The following is a 15,782-nucleotide window of genomic DNA, read 5'->3' on the forward strand; positions in this document are numbered from 1 at the left end:
GCCGTGTCGATGGAGGCGCATTATAGGGAGTTCTCAGCAGGCCGCAACCGCTAAATGACAGAAAAATGACTGACTGCTGCATTCCACAGCAAAACCCCGCCTTATACCTTTTTACACACAGACTTATCCACAATGATACGAAAAAGTGAAAATGTGCGAGCGTTGCGCAAACGTTTTCGTTAAAATGCTCGCGCTTAATAAGGATGCCCCGTCAGGTGTGTTAGATGAGTTTTTCGCAGGAAAATTCATCTAACGCTCTCTGTAATCGTGAAATCCAGGGGATTTACCATGCAACAACGTCGTCCAGTCCGCCGCGCTCTGCTCAGTGTTTCTGATAAAGCCGGTATCGTCGAATTCGCTCAGGCACTTTCCGCACGCGGTGTGGAGCTGCTTTCTACAGGCGGTACCGCTCGCCTGTTAGCAGATAAAGGTCTGCCGGTAATCGAAGTGTCCGATTACACCGGTTTCCCGGAAATGATGGATGGACGCGTCAAAACTCTGCACCCGAAAGTGCACGGCGGTATTCTTGGCCGTCGCGGTCAGGACGACGCCATTATGGAACAGCATGACATCGCCCCAATCGACATGGTTGTCGTTAACCTCTACCCGTTTGCCCAGACCGTAGCCCGCGAAGGCTGTTCTCTGGAAGATGCCGTAGAGAATATTGATATCGGCGGCCCAACCATGGTGCGCTCCGCGGCCAAGAACCATAAAGATGTGGCCATCGTCGTAAAGAGCAGCGATTACAACACCATTATTAATGAGATGGATGCCAACGAAGGGTCACTGACTCTGGAAACGCGTTTCGACCTCGCCATCAAAGCCTTCGAGCACACCGCGGCGTACGACAGCATGATCGCCAACTACTTCGGTAGCCTGGTGCCTGCCTACCACGGTGAAAGCAAAGATCCTTCTGGCCGCTTCCCGCGCACCCTGAACCTGAACTTCATTAAGAAGCAGGATATGCGTTACGGCGAGAACAGCCACCAGCAGGCAGCCTTCTATATAGAAGAAGAGGTAAAAGAAGCCTCTGTTGCGACCGCTCAGCAGGTTCAGGGTAAAGCCCTTTCCTATAACAACATTGCCGACACCGACGCCGCGCTGGAATGCGTGAAAGAGTTCAGCGAGCCGGCCTGCGTTATCGTCAAGCATGCGAACCCATGCGGCGTTGCCGTGAGCACCTCTATTCTGGACGCCTACGATCGCGCCTACAAAACCGACCCGACCTCCGCGTTCGGCGGCATTATCGCCTTCAACCGCGAGCTGGATGCTGAAACCGCACAGGCCATCATCTCCCGCCAGTTCGTTGAAGTGATCATCGCGCCATCCGCATCCGAAGAAGCGCTGAAAATCACCGCGGCAAAACAGAACGTACGCGTGCTGGTTTGCGGCCAGTGGGCAGAACGCGTGCCGGGCCTGGACTTCAAGCGTGTGAACGGCGGCCTGCTGGTTCAGGACCGCGATCTGGGTATGGTGACAGAAGCCGACCTGCGCGTGGTAACCAAACGTCAGCCGACCGAACAGGAACTGCGTGACGCGCTGTTCTGCTGGAAGGTCGCGAAGTTCGTCAAATCCAACGCCATCGTCTACGCGAAAGAGAACATGACCATCGGGATAGGCGCAGGCCAGATGAGCCGCGTTTACTCCGCGAAAATCGCGGGCATTAAAGCAGGCGATGAAGGTCTGGAAGTAAAAGGCTCCGCCATGGCTTCTGACGCCTTCTTCCCGTTCCGTGACGGTATCGACGCGGCGGCTGCAGTGGGCATTACCTGTGTGATCCAGCCTGGCGGCTCAATTCGCGACGACGAAGTGATTGCCGCTGCCGACGAACACGGCATTGCGATGATCTTCACCGACATGCGCCACTTCCGCCATTAATTCCCGGAGCAGAAAATGAAAGTATTAGTGATTGGTAACGGCGGACGCGAGCACGCTCTGGCGTGGAAAGCGGCGCAGTCTCCGCTGGTGAAAACAGTCTTCGTAGCACCGGGCAACGCCGGTACCGCGCTGGAACCCGCGCTGCAAAACGTGGCTATCGGCGTGACCGATATCCCGGCGCTGCTGAGCTTTGCCCAGAGCGAGAAAATCGATCTGACCATCGTCGGCCCGGAAGCGCCGCTGGTGATTGGCGTGGTGGATGCGTTCCGCGCGGCGGGTCTGACCATCTTCGGGCCAACGGAAGGCGCCGCGCAGCTGGAAGGCTCCAAAGCCTTCACCAAAGATTTCCTCGCGCGTCACAACATCCCGACGGCGGAATATCAGAACTTCACCGAAGTGGAGCCAGCCCTGGCCTATTTACGTGAAAAAGGCGCGCCGATTGTTATCAAGGCCGACGGTCTGGCCGCAGGTAAAGGCGTTATCGTCGCGATGACCCTAGAAGAAGCCGAAGCTGCGGTTCAGGATATGCTGGCGGGCAACGCCTTTGGCGATGCGGGCCACCGCATCGTGATCGAAGAATTCCTCGACGGTGAAGAAGCGAGCTTTATCGTGATGGTCGACGGCGAACACGTTCTGCCGATGGCCACCAGCCAGGACCACAAGCGCGTGGGTAATGGCGATACCGGCCCGAATACCGGCGGAATGGGCGCTTACTCCCCTGCTCCGGTAGTGACTGATGAAGTACACCAGCGCACCATGGATCGCGTCATTTGGCCAACCGTGAAAGGGATGGCGGCGGAAGGCAACACCTACACCGGTTTCCTCTATGCGGGTCTGATGATCGACAAGCAGGGTAACCCTAAGGTCATCGAATTCAACTGCCGCTTTGGCGATCCGGAAACGCAGCCCATCATGCTGCGCATGAAATCCGATCTGGTGGAACTGTGTCTGGCAGCCTGCGAAGGCAAGCTCGACGAGAAAACCTCAGAGTGGGACGAGCGTGCGTCTCTGGGCGTGGTGATTGCTGCAGGTGGTTATCCGGGCAACTACAACACCGGGGATGAAATCCACGGCCTGCCGCTGGAAGAGATTGAAGGTGCGAAGGTGTTCCATGCGGGTACGAAGCTGGCTGACGACGATCGCGTCCTCACCAACGGCGGACGCGTGCTGTGTGCAACCGCGCTGGGCCATACCGTGGCAGAAGCGCAGAAACGCGCCTATGCGCTGATGGCGGATATTCACTGGAACGGCAGCTTTAGCCGTCAGGATATCGGTTATCGTGCGATTGCGCGTGAGCAGGGCGAGTAATTTCACCCCCTCACTCTAACCCTCTCCCTCAAGGGAGAGGGAACTTAAATCAAAAACTCTTCTCTGTCGGCTGCCAGGTGCAGAAGTCTTCGTTCGCCACCAGCAGCAGCTGAGAGCCTTCCGGCGCTTCCAGCCACGCCACACTCACTTCCATTGATGAATGACGCTGACGACGTTGTATGTGTTCTGTTGCCCAGGATTCGAGCTCGGGCTTGACCGTCTGTCCTTCGCAGGTTGTCACCGTCCCATCGGCATGCCAGCGCCCCTGGCGCAGCACAACGCGTCCCAGACGAAGCGCATCGCTGGTCTGGCGGATTTGTTCGGCACGATAACGGTAGAGGGCGATTTGATCGCTGGAAAGCTGCTGTTTTTGACCGCTGACTTCGCGCTGCATAAAGCTCAGCTCGCCATGGTCGTCAAAACGCACTTTCACGTGTTCGGGGGTCTTGCTGTAGACGTTCAGTTCAATCAGCGACAGGTCATCTCCCTGCCAGCGATATTCCGCCGTCGACGTATTGCCGTTATGCCACGGGCTGAAGGTAGAAAGCAGATGCACTTCGCCGCCGGAATCTTTGCGCCAGATCCTGACCGCCCCCTGGTTGTCCGCGTAACCGCTGGCCGTAAACGGCGGCAGGGAGGTGTCGTGGCTGCAGGCGGACAGCAGCAGCATGCCAGCCAGCGCGAGCGTTCCACGCCAGAAAGACAAAAGGGGCGTTACCGCCCCTTCGCTAAAACTGTTCACTGCCACGCATCTTACTTAACAGCGTCTTTCAGTGCTTTACCAGAAACAAATGCCGGCACGTTAGCTGCGGCGATTTTGATTTCTTTACCGGTCTGCGGGTTGCGGCCAGTACGCTCAGCGCGGTGGTTCACTTTGAAGGTACCGAAACCAACCAGTTGCACAGCATCGCCTTCTTTCAGAGACTCAGTAATAGCAGCCAGGGTAGATTCCAGAGCAGCTTTAGCCTGCACTTTAGACAGATCAGCCTTGTCCGCAATTACATCAATCAGTTGAGTCTTGTTCATAAGTTATCCTTTCAATGTGTTTATCGCTTGCTAAGCATCGAGTGCGACGAAAATGCCAAAAAAGCACTCTCCTGCATACACGCACCGATAGCCACTTTTTTTCGCCCCCCAAATGTAGACCAGACAAGGGGCGAAAGGGAAGAGTCGAGGAGCGACAAAACGGGCGTTATCTCAAGTTTTCTTGTCTCATTGGTTAAAAATTATACCAATATTGCTCTCAGCAGCCTCTCGTAAGTCCGCGCGCAGCCCTTTTATCAGCTCAATATCGCGTTCTTCGCACTCTGCCAGCAGGCGGAAAATTTCCCACTGAATGTCCCATTCTTGCTCAACGGCCGGGTTCGCACGCAGCTCTTCGTCGGTCATCTCGCGACCTTCCTGGGTCATTTCCAGCATCGCGACGGTCGTAATAGATGCCTTACTGACTTCAATAGCGTGCTCCAGCGTTTCACCGCTCAGACGGGAGTGGAGCAGTTCGCTTAACGCCACGCAGGCATCAATCGCCGGGTAGACACCGTACAGGTCAAAATCATCCGCAGCCGGAATCGCCTCTTCCAGCTTTTCCAGCTGGGAGTCGAAGTTCACCTTCGCGTCTTTCACCGTCAGCGTTTCCCAGATCAAATCCAGAATGCGGCGGTAGATATGGCCATCACCAAAGCCCGTCTCCTTACAGAACGCGGCATAGTTGGGATACATGCGCTCGCACAGGCAAGCCATAAACGTCACGTGCTGCCAGCTTTCAACTTTCTCAAGGCGCAGGTGAATCGGGTTTTGTAGCATGATGATCTCTCGAATCGAAAATTAGGCGCAGTTTACCTGAATCATCGCTGAATTTCCTGCCAACGAACAAAAGCCGGACGCGAAGAGGCCACGGCATCTGCCCAGCGCGTCGGCTCCGGCAAGCGGTAGCCCTTCATGCAGCGCTGCACCCATGCCAGGGCGCTATCCATACTCACCCGGTGCCCGGTAGCGATAAAGAGCGGGTTGCACCGAGCCTTGCTGCGCCAGACCCACGCTAGCTGCTCACCTTTATGGATAAGCGGCGCCAGCGCGCCCGGCTCGGCAGAAAGAGGTTCAAACGCGCCGCACAGGCGTTTCTTGGCGACGCCAATGGTCGGCACATCCACCAGCAGCCCAAAATGGCTGGCAACGCCTAAACGGCGCGGGTGTGAGATACCGTGTCCATCGACAAACAGCAGGTCAGGTTTTTGCGAGAGTTGCTCCCACGCTGCCAGCAGCGCGGGATATTCGCGGAAGGAGAGAAAGCCCGGAATGTACGGCATGGTGGTCGCGATACGCGCTACCTTGTACTCCACCAGCTCAAGCGAAGGGTATTTCAGTACCACCATCGCCGCTCGCGTCACTTCCCCACCCTGCTCGAATCCGACGTCTGCTCCGCCAATATACTGCGGAGGATCTTTATCCAGACGATCCTCGCGGATCACCGATGAGGCCAGTTCGATTTGTTGAGCGCGTAGCGACGCGAGATCCATAATCACTCCTTATTTGTGATACTGGGCAGAAAGCCGATGCACCGCCTCCACAAATACGCCTGCGTGTTCTGGCGGCACATCCTGATGAATACCGTGGCCGAGGTTAAAGACATGGCCTTCACCCTGGCCGAAACCAGACAGTATAGTCGACACTTCTTCTTCAATACGGGCTGGCGGCGCATAGAGCATGGACGGGTCCATATTGCCCTGCAGCGCCACTTTGTCGCCCACGCGGCGGCGGGCATCGGCAATATCGGTGGTCCAGTCGAGGCCCAGCGCGTCGCAGCCGGTTGCCGCCATCGCTTCCAGCCACTGACCCCCGCCTTTGGTGAACAGCGTCACCGGCACGCGGCGGCCTTCGTTTTCACGCAGCAGGCCGTCGACGATTTTGTGCATGTAATACAGGGAGAACTGCTGATAATCGCGCCCGGTCAGCACGCCGCCCCAGGTATCGAAAATCATCACCGACTGCGCACCAGCCTTAATCTGCGCGTTCAGGTAGAGGGTGACGCTCTTCGCCAGCTTGTCGAGCAGCGCATGCAGGGCCAGCGGCTCGGCGTACATCATCTTTTTAATCATGGTGAAGGCTTTGCTGCTGCCCCCTTCCACCATATAGGTCGCCAGCGTCCACGGGCTGCCGGAGAAGCCAATCAGCGGCACTTCACCTTTCAGCTCGCGGCGAATGGTGCGTACGGCGTTCATCACGTAGCCCAGCTCGCCTTCCGGATCGGGGATCGGCAGCTTATCCACGTCGGCTTTACTTTTGATTGGGGAGGTGAAACGCGGGCCTTCACCGGTTTCGAAGTACAGGCCAAGGCCCATTGCATCCGGAATGGTCAAAATATCCGAGAAGAGGATCGCAGCATCCAGCGGGAAGCGGCGCAGCGGCTGGAGCGTCACTTCACAGGCCAGCTCGGCGTTTTTGCACAGCGACATAAAATCGCCCGCCTGCGCGCGCGTGGCTTTGTACTCTGGGAGATAGCGTCCCGCCTGGCGCATCATCCACACCGGGGTGACATCAACGGGCTGGCGCAGCAGCGCACGCAGATAACGATCGTTCTTCAGTTCGGTCATTTTTGCAGTTCCTTAAGCGTCATGGCCTCAGTGTAACACTACTCATACTCGGCCCGACACATCGCCACGGTATCTTCTATCAGCCGACGCGCCACGGTGCCCGGCGGAGGCAACAGCGGTAAATCGTCGTAGCGATACCAGTTCGCGTCCAGAAGTTCTTTCTGGTCGATAACGATCTCGCCGCTGTCGTATTCGGCCATAAATGCCGTCATCAGCGACTGCGGGAACGGCCACGGCTGGGAGGTGACGTAGCGCAGGTTCTTCACTTTGATTCCGCTCTCCTCCATTACCTCGCGCGCCACCGCCTGCTCCAGCGTTTCGCCCACTTCGACGAAGCCGGCCAGCACGGTGTGAATGCCGTTGCGATGGCGGGTATGCTGAGCCAGCAGGATGGAATCCTCCCGGCGGATAGCGACGATAATGCACGGCGCAATCTGCGGATAGTAGCGTTCGCGGCAGTGGCTGCAGAGCATCGCCCACTCGGTTTTGCTCGGGCGCATGGTATGACCGCAGTAGCCGCAGTATTTATGCGAGCGGTAAAACTCGGCCAGCTGCACGCCGCGCCCCGCAAGCTGGAACAGCCCTACGTCCAGATCCAGCACCTGGCGCACGGATCCCATATCCTGGCGGCGGGACTGTTGGATCAACCACACGGGTTCACCCTGCCACTCGCCGATCTGTAGCGCTGGCTGGCCAACGAGATCGAACGCCTCAGCTGCGCCATAGGGAATTTCCCCGGCAGGAAGCCATAATTTTTGTTCGTGACTGACGATCCACCAACCAAGATCTGATTTTTCAATAATACGATCCATATCTATTGCACTACCTTCGCTTCACTGACATGTTGTTAGCATTGTGGTTACATTCTGGATAAGCAGATTCAATCCTACATTTTGCGGAGTCGACCATGTTAAACCAGCTGGAAAGCCTGACTGAGCGCGTTAGAGGAAATAACAAACTGGTGGATCGCTGGCTACATGTACGCAAGCATCTACTCGTGGCTTATTACAATCTGGTCGGTATTAAGCCTGGCAAAGAATCGTTTATGCGACTGAATGAAAAAGCGCTGGATGATTTTTGTCAGGGCCTGGTCGACTATCTGTCCGACGGCCATTTCAATATTTATGAACGCATTATCCGCGAAATGGAAGGGACAACGCCGTATTTAGCGGCCAGCAAGCTCTATCCGCTGCTGGAAGCCAACACCCAGCAGATCATGGATTACTATGATTCCGCGCTCGAGAACGCTATCGATCACGATAACTATCTTGAGTTCCAGCGGGCGCTATCCGACCTCGGTGAAGCGCTGGAAGAGCGATTCACGCTGGAAGATAAGCTGATCGCCCTCGTTCTGGACAATGATTTGAACATCAGTAGCGAAGAGAACGTCGCGCGCCCTGCTTGAGTTCTTCATCGTTAACGAGTAATTTACAACCATTCGCCCCTCTCACGAGGGGGATTTTTCTTGTCGGAGTGCCCAGCGCCTGAAAGCGCGGGCTGAGACCGTTAATTCGGGATCCGCGGAACCTGATCAGGCTAATACCTGCGAAGGGAACAAGAGTCACACTGCTGTTGTATCGCCTGAGGGCGATCCTCTCTTGCTTCATCCGTCGTCTGACAAGCCATGTCCTTCACTTTTGGAATGAGCTATGTCTACTGCAAAACTGACCCGCCGCGAACAGCGCGCACAGGCCCAACACTTCATCGACACGCTGGAAGGCACCGCTTTCCCGAACTCGAAACGCATCTATATTTCCGGCTCACAGGCCGATATCCGCGTCCCAATGCGCGAAATACAGCTCAGCCCGACGCTTATCGGCGGCAGCAAAGATAACCCGCAGTATGAAGACAACGAAGCCGTGCCGGTGTATGACACCTCCGGCCCGTACGGCGACCCTGATGTTGCCATCAACGTCCAGCAGGGTCTGGCTAAGCTGCGCCAGCCGTGGATTGATGCGCGCAACGACTGCGAAGAACTGAGCGTACTCAGCTCTGCCTACACCAAAGAGCGCCTGGCCGACGACGGCCTGGACGAGCTGCGCTTTACCGGCCTGCTGACGCCAAAACGCGCTAAGGCGGGCAAATGCGTGACCCAGCTGCACTACGCGCGCCAGGGCATCGTCACGCCGGAAATGGAGTTCATCGCCATCCGCGAAAACATGGGTCGCGAGCGCATCCGTAGCGAAGTGCTGCGCTATCAGCATCCGGGTGAAGGCTTTGGCGCTCGCCTGCCGGAGAACATCACGCCGGAGTTTGTACGTGACGAAGTGGCCGCAGGCCGCGCGATTATCACTGCCAACATCAACCACCCGGAATCCGAGCCGATGATTATCGGCCGCAACTTCCTGGTGAAGGTCAACGCGAACATCGGTAACTCGGCCGTCACCTCCTCCATTGAAGAAGAGGTGGAAAAGCTGGTCTGGTCCACGCGCTGGGGTGCGGACACGGTAATGGACCTCTCCACCGGCCGCTATATTCACGAAACCCGCGAGTGGATCCTGCGTAACAGCCCGGTACCGATTGGCACCGTCCCGATTTACCAGGCGCTGGAAAAGGTCAACGGCATTGCCGAAGACCTCACCTGGGAAGCGTTCCGCGACACGCTGCTGGAGCAGGCCGAGCAGGGCGTGGACTACTTCACCATTCACGCGGGCGTGCTGCTGCGCTACGTGCCGATGACCGCGAAGCGCCTGACCGGCATCGTCTCGCGCGGCGGTTCCATCATGGCGAAGTGGTGCCTGTCACATCATCAGGAAAACTTCCTCTACGAGCACTTCCGCGAGATCTGCGAAATCTGCGCCGCGTACGATGTCTCTCTGTCGCTGGGCGACGGTCTGCGCCCGGGCTCGATCCGCGACGCCAACGACGAAGCGCAGTTTGCCGAGCTGCACACGCTGGGCGAACTGACCAAAATCGCCTGGGAGTATGACGTGCAGGTGATGATTGAAGGCCCGGGCCACGTGCCGATGCAGATGATCCGCCGCAACATGACCGAGGAGCTGGAGCACTGCCACGAAGCGCCGTTCTATACCCTGGGGCCGTTGACCACAGATATTGCGCCGGGCTATGACCACTTCACGTCAGGCATTGGGGCGGCGATGATCGGCTGGTTCGGCTGCGCCATGCTCTGCTACGTGACGCCGAAAGAGCACCTCGGCCTGCCAAACAAAGAGGACGTGAAGCAGGGGCTGATCACCTACAAAATTGCCGCCCACGCGGCGGATCTGGCCAAGGGCCACCCGGGCGCGCAAATCCGCGATAACGCCATGTCGAAGGCGCGCTTCGAATTCCGCTGGGAAGACCAGTTCAACCTGGCGCTGGACCCGTTCACCGCGCGCGCCTATCACGACGAGACCCTCCCGCAGGAATCAGGCAAAGTCGCGCACTTCTGCTCTATGTGCGGGCCGAAGTTCTGCTCGATGAAAATCAGCCAGGAGGTGCGCGACTACGCCGCCGCGCAGACCATTGAAGTGGGGATGGCGGACATGTCTGAAACCTTCCGCGCCAGAGGCGGCGAAATCTACCTCAAAAAAGAGGAGGCGTAATGTATAAGCCCGATTTCCCGCCCGTCCCCTACCGTTTAGGGCTCTATCCGGTGGTGGACAGCGTGGAGTGGATAGAGCGCCTGCTGGAGACAGGCGTTCGAACGATCCAGCTGCGCATCAAGGATAAACGCGATGACGAGGTGGAAGCCGATGTGGCTGCCGCCATCGCGCTTGGGCGTCGCTACGATGCCCGTCTGTTTATCAACGATTACTGGCGGCTGGCCGTTAAGCACCAGGCGTACGGCGTGCACCTGGGTCAGGAGGATCTGGAAACAACGGATCTGAGCGCTATCCGCGAAGCCGGGTTGCGTCTTGGCGTTTCAACGCACGATGACATGGAGATCGACGTGGCGCTGGCGGCCCGTCCCTCTTACATCGCGCTGGGCCACGTCTTCCCGACGCAAACCAAGCAGATGCCCTCCGCACCGCAGGGTCTGACGCAGCTGGCGAGTCACGTTAAACGCCTTGCCGATTACCCTACCGTCGCCATTGGCGGAATCAGCCTTGAACGCGCCCCGGCGGTGCTGGAGACCGGCGTCGGCAGTATCGCCGTCGTCAGCGCCATCACCCAGGCCGCAGACTGGCGGTTCGCCACCGAACAGCTGTTACAGCTGGCAGGAGCGGGTGATGAACGATCGTGATTTTATGCGCTACAGCCGTCAGATCCTGCTGGAAGATATCGCCATCGACGGGCAGCAAAAGCTGCTCGCCAGCCGGGTACTGATTGTCGGTCTGGGCGGGCTAGGCGCGCCCGCCGCGCTTTATCTGGCTGGTGCAGGTATCGGTACGCTGGTGCTGGCCGACGACGACGAGGTTCACCTCAGCAACCTGCAGCGACAAATCCTCTTCACCACCGAGGATATCAACCAGCCAAAAGCGCAAATTACCCGGCAGCGCCTGAACCAGCTCAACCCGGATATCGCGCTGATTGCCCTGCAGGATCGGCTCAGCGGTGAAAACCTGCGCCGTGAGGTCGCCCTTGCCGACGTGGTGCTGGACTGCACGGACAACATGGCGACGCGCCAGGCGATTAACGCCGCCTGCGTGGCAAATAATACGCCGCTTATCACCGCCAGCGCGGTGGGTTTCGGCGGGCAGATGATGGTCCTGACCCCACCGTGGTCGCAGGGCTGCTATCGCTGCCTGTGGCCGGATGATGCAGAGCCGGCACGCAACTGCCGTACGGCGGGCATTCTTGGTCCGGTGGTCGGCGTAATGGGCACAATGCAGGCGCTGGAAGCCATCAAGCTGCTCAGCGGCATGGAGACGGAACGCAATACGCTGCGGCTGTTTGATGCCCGTTCCAGCGGCTGGCGCCATCTGGCGTTACACCGCGCCAGACGCTGCCCGGTATGCGGAGGTCGCGATGCGCATTCTGTTTAACGATGAGCCGATGAGATGCGACGACGGGCTCACCGTTGCGGTACTGCTCGACAAGCTGCGTCAGCTGAAGCCGGGAACGGCGCTGGCGCTCAATCAACAGATCCTGCCGCGCGAGCAGTGGGAACATCAGCAGGTCAATGACGGCGACCAGATCCTGCTGTTTCAGGTTATCGCAGGGGGCTGAGATGTTACGTATTGCCGATAAAGTCTTTGATTCACATCTGTTTACCGGAACCGGAAAATTCGCCTCGCCGCAGCTGATGGTGGATGCCATTCGCGAAAGCGGCAGCCAGCTGGTGACGCTGGCGCTCAAGCGCGTGGATCTACGTCATCATAGCGACGCCATTCTCGCGCCTTTACTGGAGGCTGGCGTCACGCTGCTGCCCAACACCTCCGGTGCCAAAACGGCCGAAGAGGCGATTTTCGCCGCGCAGCTGGCCCGCGAGGCGCTCGGCACCCGCTGGCTGAAGCTGGAAATTCATCCTGACGCCCGCTGGCTGCTCCCCGACCCCATCGAAACGCTGAAAGCGGCTGAAAAGCTGGTGCAGCAAGGGTTTACCGTCCTGCCTTACTGCGGCGCCGACCCTGTCCTGTGCAAACGGCTGGAAGAGGTCGGCTGCGCCGCCGTCATGCCTCTGGGCGCCCCCATTGGCTCCAACCAGGGGCTGGAAACCCGCGCGATGCTGGAAATCATTATTGAGCAGGCTACCGTGCCGGTGGTGGTTGATGCGGGCATCGGCGTGCCCAGCCATGCCGCGCAGGCGCTGGAGATGGGTGCCGACGCGGTGCTGGTCAACACGGCCATCGCGGTTGCCGACGATCCGGTCATGATGGCGCGTGCGTTCCGCATGGCCGTAGAGGCTGGCCTGCTGGCAAGGGAGTCCGGCCCCGGCTCGCGCAGTTTCCAGGCCCAGGCCACCAGCCCGCTGACCGGTTTTCTGGAGGCGATCTCATGAGCACGTTTACCGAGCGCTGGCGGCAGCTTAGCTGGGACGACATTGCCCTGCGCATCAACAGCAAAACGGCGGCTGACGTGGAGCGCGCGCTGAATGCCCGCCATCTGACCCGCGAGGATCTGATGGCTCTGCTCTCCCCGGCGGCCAGCGCATACCTCGAACCGATGGCCCAGCGAGCACAGCGGCTCACCCGCCAGCGTTTTGGCAATACGGTGAGCTTCTACGTGCCGCTTTATCTCTCAAACCTGTGCGCCAATGACTGCACCTACTGCGGTTTTTCCATGAGCAACCGCATCAAGCGTAAAACGCTCGATGAAGGTGAGATTGCCCGCGAGTGCGCGGCTATTCGTGAAATGGGCTTTGAACATCTTCTGCTGGTCACGGGCGAACATCAGGGAAAGGTGGGAATGGACTATTTCCGTCACCACCTTCCCGCCATTCGTCGTCAGTTTGCGTCGCTGCAGATGGAAGTGCAGCCCCTGGCGCAGGAGGAGTACGCGGAGCTCAAAACCCTCGGGCTGGACGGGGTCATGGTCTATCAGGAAACCTACCACGAGGCGACGTACGCCCGGCACCACCTGAAGGGCAAGAAACAGGACTTCTTTTTCCGGCTGGAAACGCCGGACAGGCTGGGTCGCGCGGGCATCGACAAAATCGGTCTGGGCGCGCTGATCGGGCTCTCTGACAGCTGGCGGGTGGATTGTTACATGGTGGCGGAACATTTGCTGTGGCTTCAGCAGCACTACTGGCAGAGCCGTTATTCCGTCTCCTTCCCGCGCCTTAGACCTTGCGCGGGAGGGATTGAACCAGCTTCGCTGATGGATGAACGCCAGCTGGTGCAGACCATCTGTGCGTTTCGCCTGCTCGCCCCGGAAGTGGAATTATCGCTCTCAACGCGTGAGTCCCCGGCGTTTCGCGATCGCGTTATCCCGCTTGCGATTAACAACGTCAGCGCGTTTTCCAAAACGCAGCCTGGCGGCTACGCCGACGATCGTCCGGAGCTGGAGCAGTTTGTGCCCCATGACGGACGACGTCCGGAAGCGGTCGCCGCAGCCCTGACGGCCCAGGGTCTCCAGCCTGTCTGGAAAGACTGGGACAGCTGGCTGGGAAGAGCCTCGCAATGACGCTGAAACGCACTGCAACACCATAAAAAATTGTCGAGCCGCTACGAAAAGGCAAAACCGGGTGGTTGCCAGCGATCGTCCGGTTTTTTATTGTCACACGGTCAGCAACGGATGCTGACCAGGGCGAAAAGCTTCTTCCTCGTTTCGCCCTGCCTCTGGTTCATTGCACAAACGGCTCCTGGCAAGTTGAATAAGTATTTTCTTAATGGTTCTTAAGATAAATCATCCCGCCAGAAATCGTGTGCCGTATAATTCACCGCTAACCGCAGGACAGCGACTATGCTGAGAGGATATCGGCAGACGAAAAGTATTCACCATCAGGAACGATGTACAGCTCATGGCACTTCACAGCAAAAAGCTCTCTTTTACCCGGCCAATCATGCTCAGCTTCGCGGGGATCCTCTGCAGTTTTGCGGTGATCGCGATCGCGGTGACGCTTTCGCAACGAAAAGATTTTCTTGAGGATTATCACCAGATCAACAGCAATTTCACGCACAACCTGGCGGTGAACTACACCGAGTCTATCCTGCGTGAAAACGACTATATCCTGGGCCGTTCCGCGATGTACTTTGCCCGCGACGACAGGCTAAACGAGACGCTCAACGTTAACCCGACGCAGGGGCTGCAGATGATGATGCATTTGCAAAACCTGATGCCGACCGTATCCTCCATCTCGCTGGCGGACACGCAGGGGCATTATCTCCGCGCACCGGAAGTACTCCCCACGGAGAAGAGTAAAACCTTCGATCCCCGGACGCGGCCGTGGTTTATCGCGCAGGCCGAAGCCAGTATCTTCAGCCACTATACTCGCCCGTACATGGACTACTTCACCGGCCATCCGACGGTCACACTTTATAAACCCTTAATTTCACCCGAAGGCAGACTGAAGGGAACGATCGCGTTTCATCTCGACTTGACGTCAATGGGCTTTACACTGCGTCAGATGGTGGCGCCCGTTCAGGGAGAATTCTTCGTCGTTGAACGCGACGGCGCCGTTGTGCTTCACCCGGATACAGGCGCGCTCTTCAAACAGTACGTGAGCGAAGCGCTGATGGACAAAATGACCAGCGGCGAAGGCCACCTTTACGACAAAAAAAGCAACGCCTGGTATTACTACTACTCATTTACCAATCCGGACTGGTTTATCATCTACCGGGTCTCTGGCGAGACGCTCACCGATATCACCCGCCACGAAACAACGATTGTTGGCTGGGGGTTTGCGCTGGCGGCCATTATCATCATCCTCTTCGGCTTATACCTTCGCCACGCCTCGCGTACCGTGCTGATGCACATTATCAATGCCATCAAAACCGGCGACGTCAGCGAGGCGCCACGCCTGGAAGCGATGCTGAGCCATACTATCCAGTCCAATAAAGAGCGTGAGATGGCCTATGTGCGCCAGGCCACTCACGATGCGCTGACGGGCTGTAAAAACCGCCGCGCGTTCGATAGTGATATCGCGGAGCTGCTGAATGCCCAGCAGCCCTTCGCGATGGCGCTGGTGGACATTGATAACTTCAAGTCGATTAACGACACGCTGGGCCACCTGACCGGTGATATCGTTCTGCGCAACGTGGCCCGCGAAGGGATCCAGATTATGCAGCCACATCACGTCTCGCTTTACCGGTACGGTGGAGAAGAGTTTGCGGTAATTTTCCAGGCTGAGCAGATGACGTCTGCGCTCTCATTGCTGGAAGCCTGGCGTACCGCAGTTGAAAAACGCGTCTGGCGAGAAGAAAACCTGCGGGTTACGTTCAGCGGCGGTCTTGGGGAGTGGCATTTTGAACCGCTGGAGCAATTTGTCGGAAGCGTTGATAACGCCCTCTACAGCGCCAAACAGCAGGGCAAAAACCGCATTAACCGAACGTCCATCAGCTAATCCTCCCTCTTTCACCCTGCCCGTTTCCACGGGCCGGGTATCCGACAATGTAAAATTGTAACCGGTTTCAGAAAATCACCGGTTTCTTTGTGATGCCTGACACACAATCGCGGTAAACC

Annotated in this window: 16 protein-coding genes and 1 riboswitch; of the genes, 10 read left to right on the forward strand and 6 right to left on the reverse strand. The window is 57.8% G+C overall.

Going from position 1 to position 15,782, the window contains the following annotated elements; translation table 11 throughout:
• The first annotated feature begins 288 nt into the window (after positions 1-288).
• Positions 289-1,878: a bifunctional phosphoribosylaminoimidazolecarboxamide formyltransferase/IMP cyclohydrolase gene (gene purH, locus DFO52_RS22275; RefSeq protein WP_133551221.1), complete on the forward strand. Its 1,590-nt coding sequence runs from the start codon at positions 289-291 to the stop codon at positions 1,876-1,878.
• A gap of 15 nt (positions 1,879-1,893) precedes the next feature.
• Complete coding sequence (purD, locus tag DFO52_RS22280) at positions 1,894-3,186, forward strand: phosphoribosylamine--glycine ligase (protein ID WP_029742044.1); 1,293 nt, start codon at positions 1,894-1,896, stop codon at positions 3,184-3,186.
• Positions 3,187-3,235: 49 nt separating this feature from the next.
• Here the strand turns inward: purD and DFO52_RS22285 are convergent, their stop codons facing one another.
• The 6 genes from DFO52_RS22285 to nudC form a co-directional block, all read right to left on the reverse strand.
• The gene (locus tag DFO52_RS22285; RefSeq protein WP_133551226.1) at positions 3,236-3,928 is read right to left on the reverse strand and encodes a DUF1481 domain-containing protein; all 693 of its coding nucleotides are present in this window, start codon (positions 3,926-3,928) and stop codon (positions 3,236-3,238) included.
• A gap of 11 nt (positions 3,929-3,939) precedes the next feature.
• A complete protein-coding gene (gene hupA, locus DFO52_RS22290; RefSeq protein ID WP_002445246.1) occupies positions 3,940-4,212 on the reverse strand; it encodes a nucleoid-associated protein HU-alpha in 273 nt (90 codons plus the stop codon).
• Between the two features lie 186 nt (positions 4,213-4,398).
• Entirely contained in the window at positions 4,399-4,989 is a 591-nt protein-coding gene (locus DFO52_RS22295) for a YjaG family protein (RefSeq protein ID WP_029742042.1), read from the reverse strand.
• 41 nt (positions 4,990-5,030) lie between these two features.
• A complete protein-coding gene (nfi, locus tag DFO52_RS22300; protein WP_023309979.1) occupies positions 5,031-5,702 on the reverse strand; it encodes a deoxyribonuclease V in 672 nt (223 codons plus the stop codon).
• A 9-nt stretch (positions 5,703-5,711) separates the two neighbouring features.
• Positions 5,712-6,776: a uroporphyrinogen decarboxylase gene (gene hemE / locus DFO52_RS22305; RefSeq protein WP_029742041.1), complete on the reverse strand. Its 1,065-nt coding sequence runs from the start codon at positions 6,774-6,776 to the stop codon at positions 5,712-5,714.
• Positions 6,777-6,814: 38 nt separating this feature from the next.
• Positions 6,815-7,588 (reverse strand): NAD(+) diphosphatase, encoded by a 774-nt coding sequence (nudC, locus tag DFO52_RS22310; protein ID WP_121425952.1) that lies wholly within the window; start codon positions 7,586-7,588, stop codon positions 6,815-6,817.
• Positions 7,589-7,683: 95 nt separating this feature from the next.
• Here nudC and DFO52_RS22315 point away from each other — a divergent pair, with 95 nt between their 5' ends.
• From DFO52_RS22315 to DFO52_RS22350, 8 genes are all read left to right on the forward strand, one after another.
• Positions 7,684-8,181, forward strand: a complete 498-nt coding sequence (locus tag DFO52_RS22315) for an Rsd/AlgQ family anti-sigma factor (protein ID WP_047647034.1) — start codon at positions 7,684-7,686, stop codon at positions 8,179-8,181.
• Between the two features lie 54 nt (positions 8,182-8,235).
• A riboswitch (TPP riboswitch) is annotated at positions 8,236-8,347 on the forward strand.
• 78 nt (positions 8,348-8,425) lie between these two features.
• Positions 8,426-10,321 (forward strand): phosphomethylpyrimidine synthase ThiC, encoded by a 1,896-nt coding sequence (gene thiC / locus DFO52_RS22320; protein WP_133551222.1) that lies wholly within the window; start codon positions 8,426-8,428, stop codon positions 10,319-10,321.
• The gene (gene thiE, locus DFO52_RS22325) at positions 10,321-10,962 is read left to right on the forward strand and encodes a thiamine phosphate synthase (RefSeq protein WP_047059539.1); all 642 of its coding nucleotides are present in this window, start codon (positions 10,321-10,323) and stop codon (positions 10,960-10,962) included. The genes thiC and thiE overlap by 1 nt, the downstream gene beginning before the upstream one ends.
• Positions 10,949-11,704, forward strand: coding sequence for a thiazole biosynthesis adenylyltransferase ThiF (gene thiF, locus DFO52_RS22330; protein WP_133551223.1), 756 nt, complete (start codon positions 10,949-10,951; stop codon positions 11,702-11,704). The genes thiE and thiF overlap by 14 nt, the downstream gene beginning before the upstream one ends.
• Positions 11,688-11,888, forward strand: coding sequence for a sulfur carrier protein ThiS (gene thiS / locus DFO52_RS22335; RefSeq protein WP_023309972.1), 201 nt, complete (start codon positions 11,688-11,690; stop codon positions 11,886-11,888). Before thiF ends, thiS begins: the two co-directional genes overlap by 17 nt.
• A 1-nt stretch (position 11,889) precedes the next feature.
• Complete coding sequence (gene thiG, locus DFO52_RS22340; protein WP_023334103.1) at positions 11,890-12,660, forward strand: thiazole synthase; 771 nt, start codon at positions 11,890-11,892, stop codon at positions 12,658-12,660.
• Positions 12,657-13,784, forward strand: a complete 1,128-nt coding sequence (gene thiH / locus DFO52_RS22345; protein WP_133551224.1) for a 2-iminoacetate synthase ThiH — start codon at positions 12,657-12,659, stop codon at positions 13,782-13,784. The genes thiG and thiH overlap by 4 nt, the downstream gene beginning before the upstream one ends.
• 337 nt (positions 13,785-14,121) lie before the next feature.
• The gene (locus tag DFO52_RS22350) at positions 14,122-15,663 is read left to right on the forward strand and encodes a sensor domain-containing diguanylate cyclase (protein ID WP_133551225.1); all 1,542 of its coding nucleotides are present in this window, start codon (positions 14,122-14,124) and stop codon (positions 15,661-15,663) included.
• Positions 15,664-15,782 lie beyond the last annotated feature (119 nt).

The organism is Enterobacter sp. AG326, assembly GCF_004362415.1.
GTDB classification, from domain to species: Bacteria; Pseudomonadota; Gammaproteobacteria; order Enterobacterales; family Enterobacteriaceae; genus Enterobacter; species Enterobacter asburiae.

Excerpts from the sequence above, each read along its gene's own strand:
- purH (WP_133551221.1), top strand. The coding sequence starts at position 289 with ATGCAACAACGTCGTCCAGTCCGCCGCGCTCTGCTCAGTGTTTCTGAT.
- thiC (WP_133551222.1), top strand. The coding sequence starts at position 8,426 with ATGTCTACTGCAAAACTGACCCGCCGCGAACAGCGCGCACAGGCCCAA.
- nfi (WP_023309979.1), bottom strand. The coding sequence starts at position 5,702 with ATGGATCTCGCGTCGCTACGCGCTCAACAAATCGAACTGGCCTCATCG.
- purD (WP_029742044.1), top strand. The coding sequence starts at position 1,894 with ATGAAAGTATTAGTGATTGGTAACGGCGGACGCGAGCACGCTCTGGCG.
- hemE (WP_029742041.1), bottom strand. The coding sequence starts at position 6,776 with ATGACCGAACTGAAGAACGATCGTTATCTGCGTGCGCTGCTGCGCCAG.
- DFO52_RS22295 (WP_029742042.1), bottom strand. The coding sequence starts at position 4,989 with ATGCTACAAAACCCGATTCACCTGCGCCTTGAGAAAGTTGAAAGCTGG.
- hupA (WP_002445246.1), bottom strand. The coding sequence starts at position 4,212 with ATGAACAAGACTCAACTGATTGATGTAATTGCGGACAAGGCTGATCTG.
- nudC (WP_121425952.1), bottom strand. The coding sequence starts at position 7,588 with ATGGATCGTATTATTGAAAAATCAGATCTTGGTTGGTGGATCGTCAGT.
- DFO52_RS22350 (WP_133551225.1), top strand. The coding sequence starts at position 14,122 with ATGGCACTTCACAGCAAAAAGCTCTCTTTTACCCGGCCAATCATGCTC.
- thiE (WP_047059539.1), top strand. The coding sequence starts at position 10,321 with ATGTATAAGCCCGATTTCCCGCCCGTCCCCTACCGTTTAGGGCTCTAT.
- thiS (WP_023309972.1), top strand. The coding sequence starts at position 11,688 with ATGCGCATTCTGTTTAACGATGAGCCGATGAGATGCGACGACGGGCTC.
- thiG (WP_023334103.1), top strand. The coding sequence starts at position 11,890 with ATGTTACGTATTGCCGATAAAGTCTTTGATTCACATCTGTTTACCGGA.
- DFO52_RS22315 (WP_047647034.1), top strand. The coding sequence starts at position 7,684 with ATGTTAAACCAGCTGGAAAGCCTGACTGAGCGCGTTAGAGGAAATAAC.
- thiH (WP_133551224.1), top strand. The coding sequence starts at position 12,657 with ATGAGCACGTTTACCGAGCGCTGGCGGCAGCTTAGCTGGGACGACATT.
- thiF (WP_133551223.1), top strand. The coding sequence starts at position 10,949 with ATGAACGATCGTGATTTTATGCGCTACAGCCGTCAGATCCTGCTGGAA.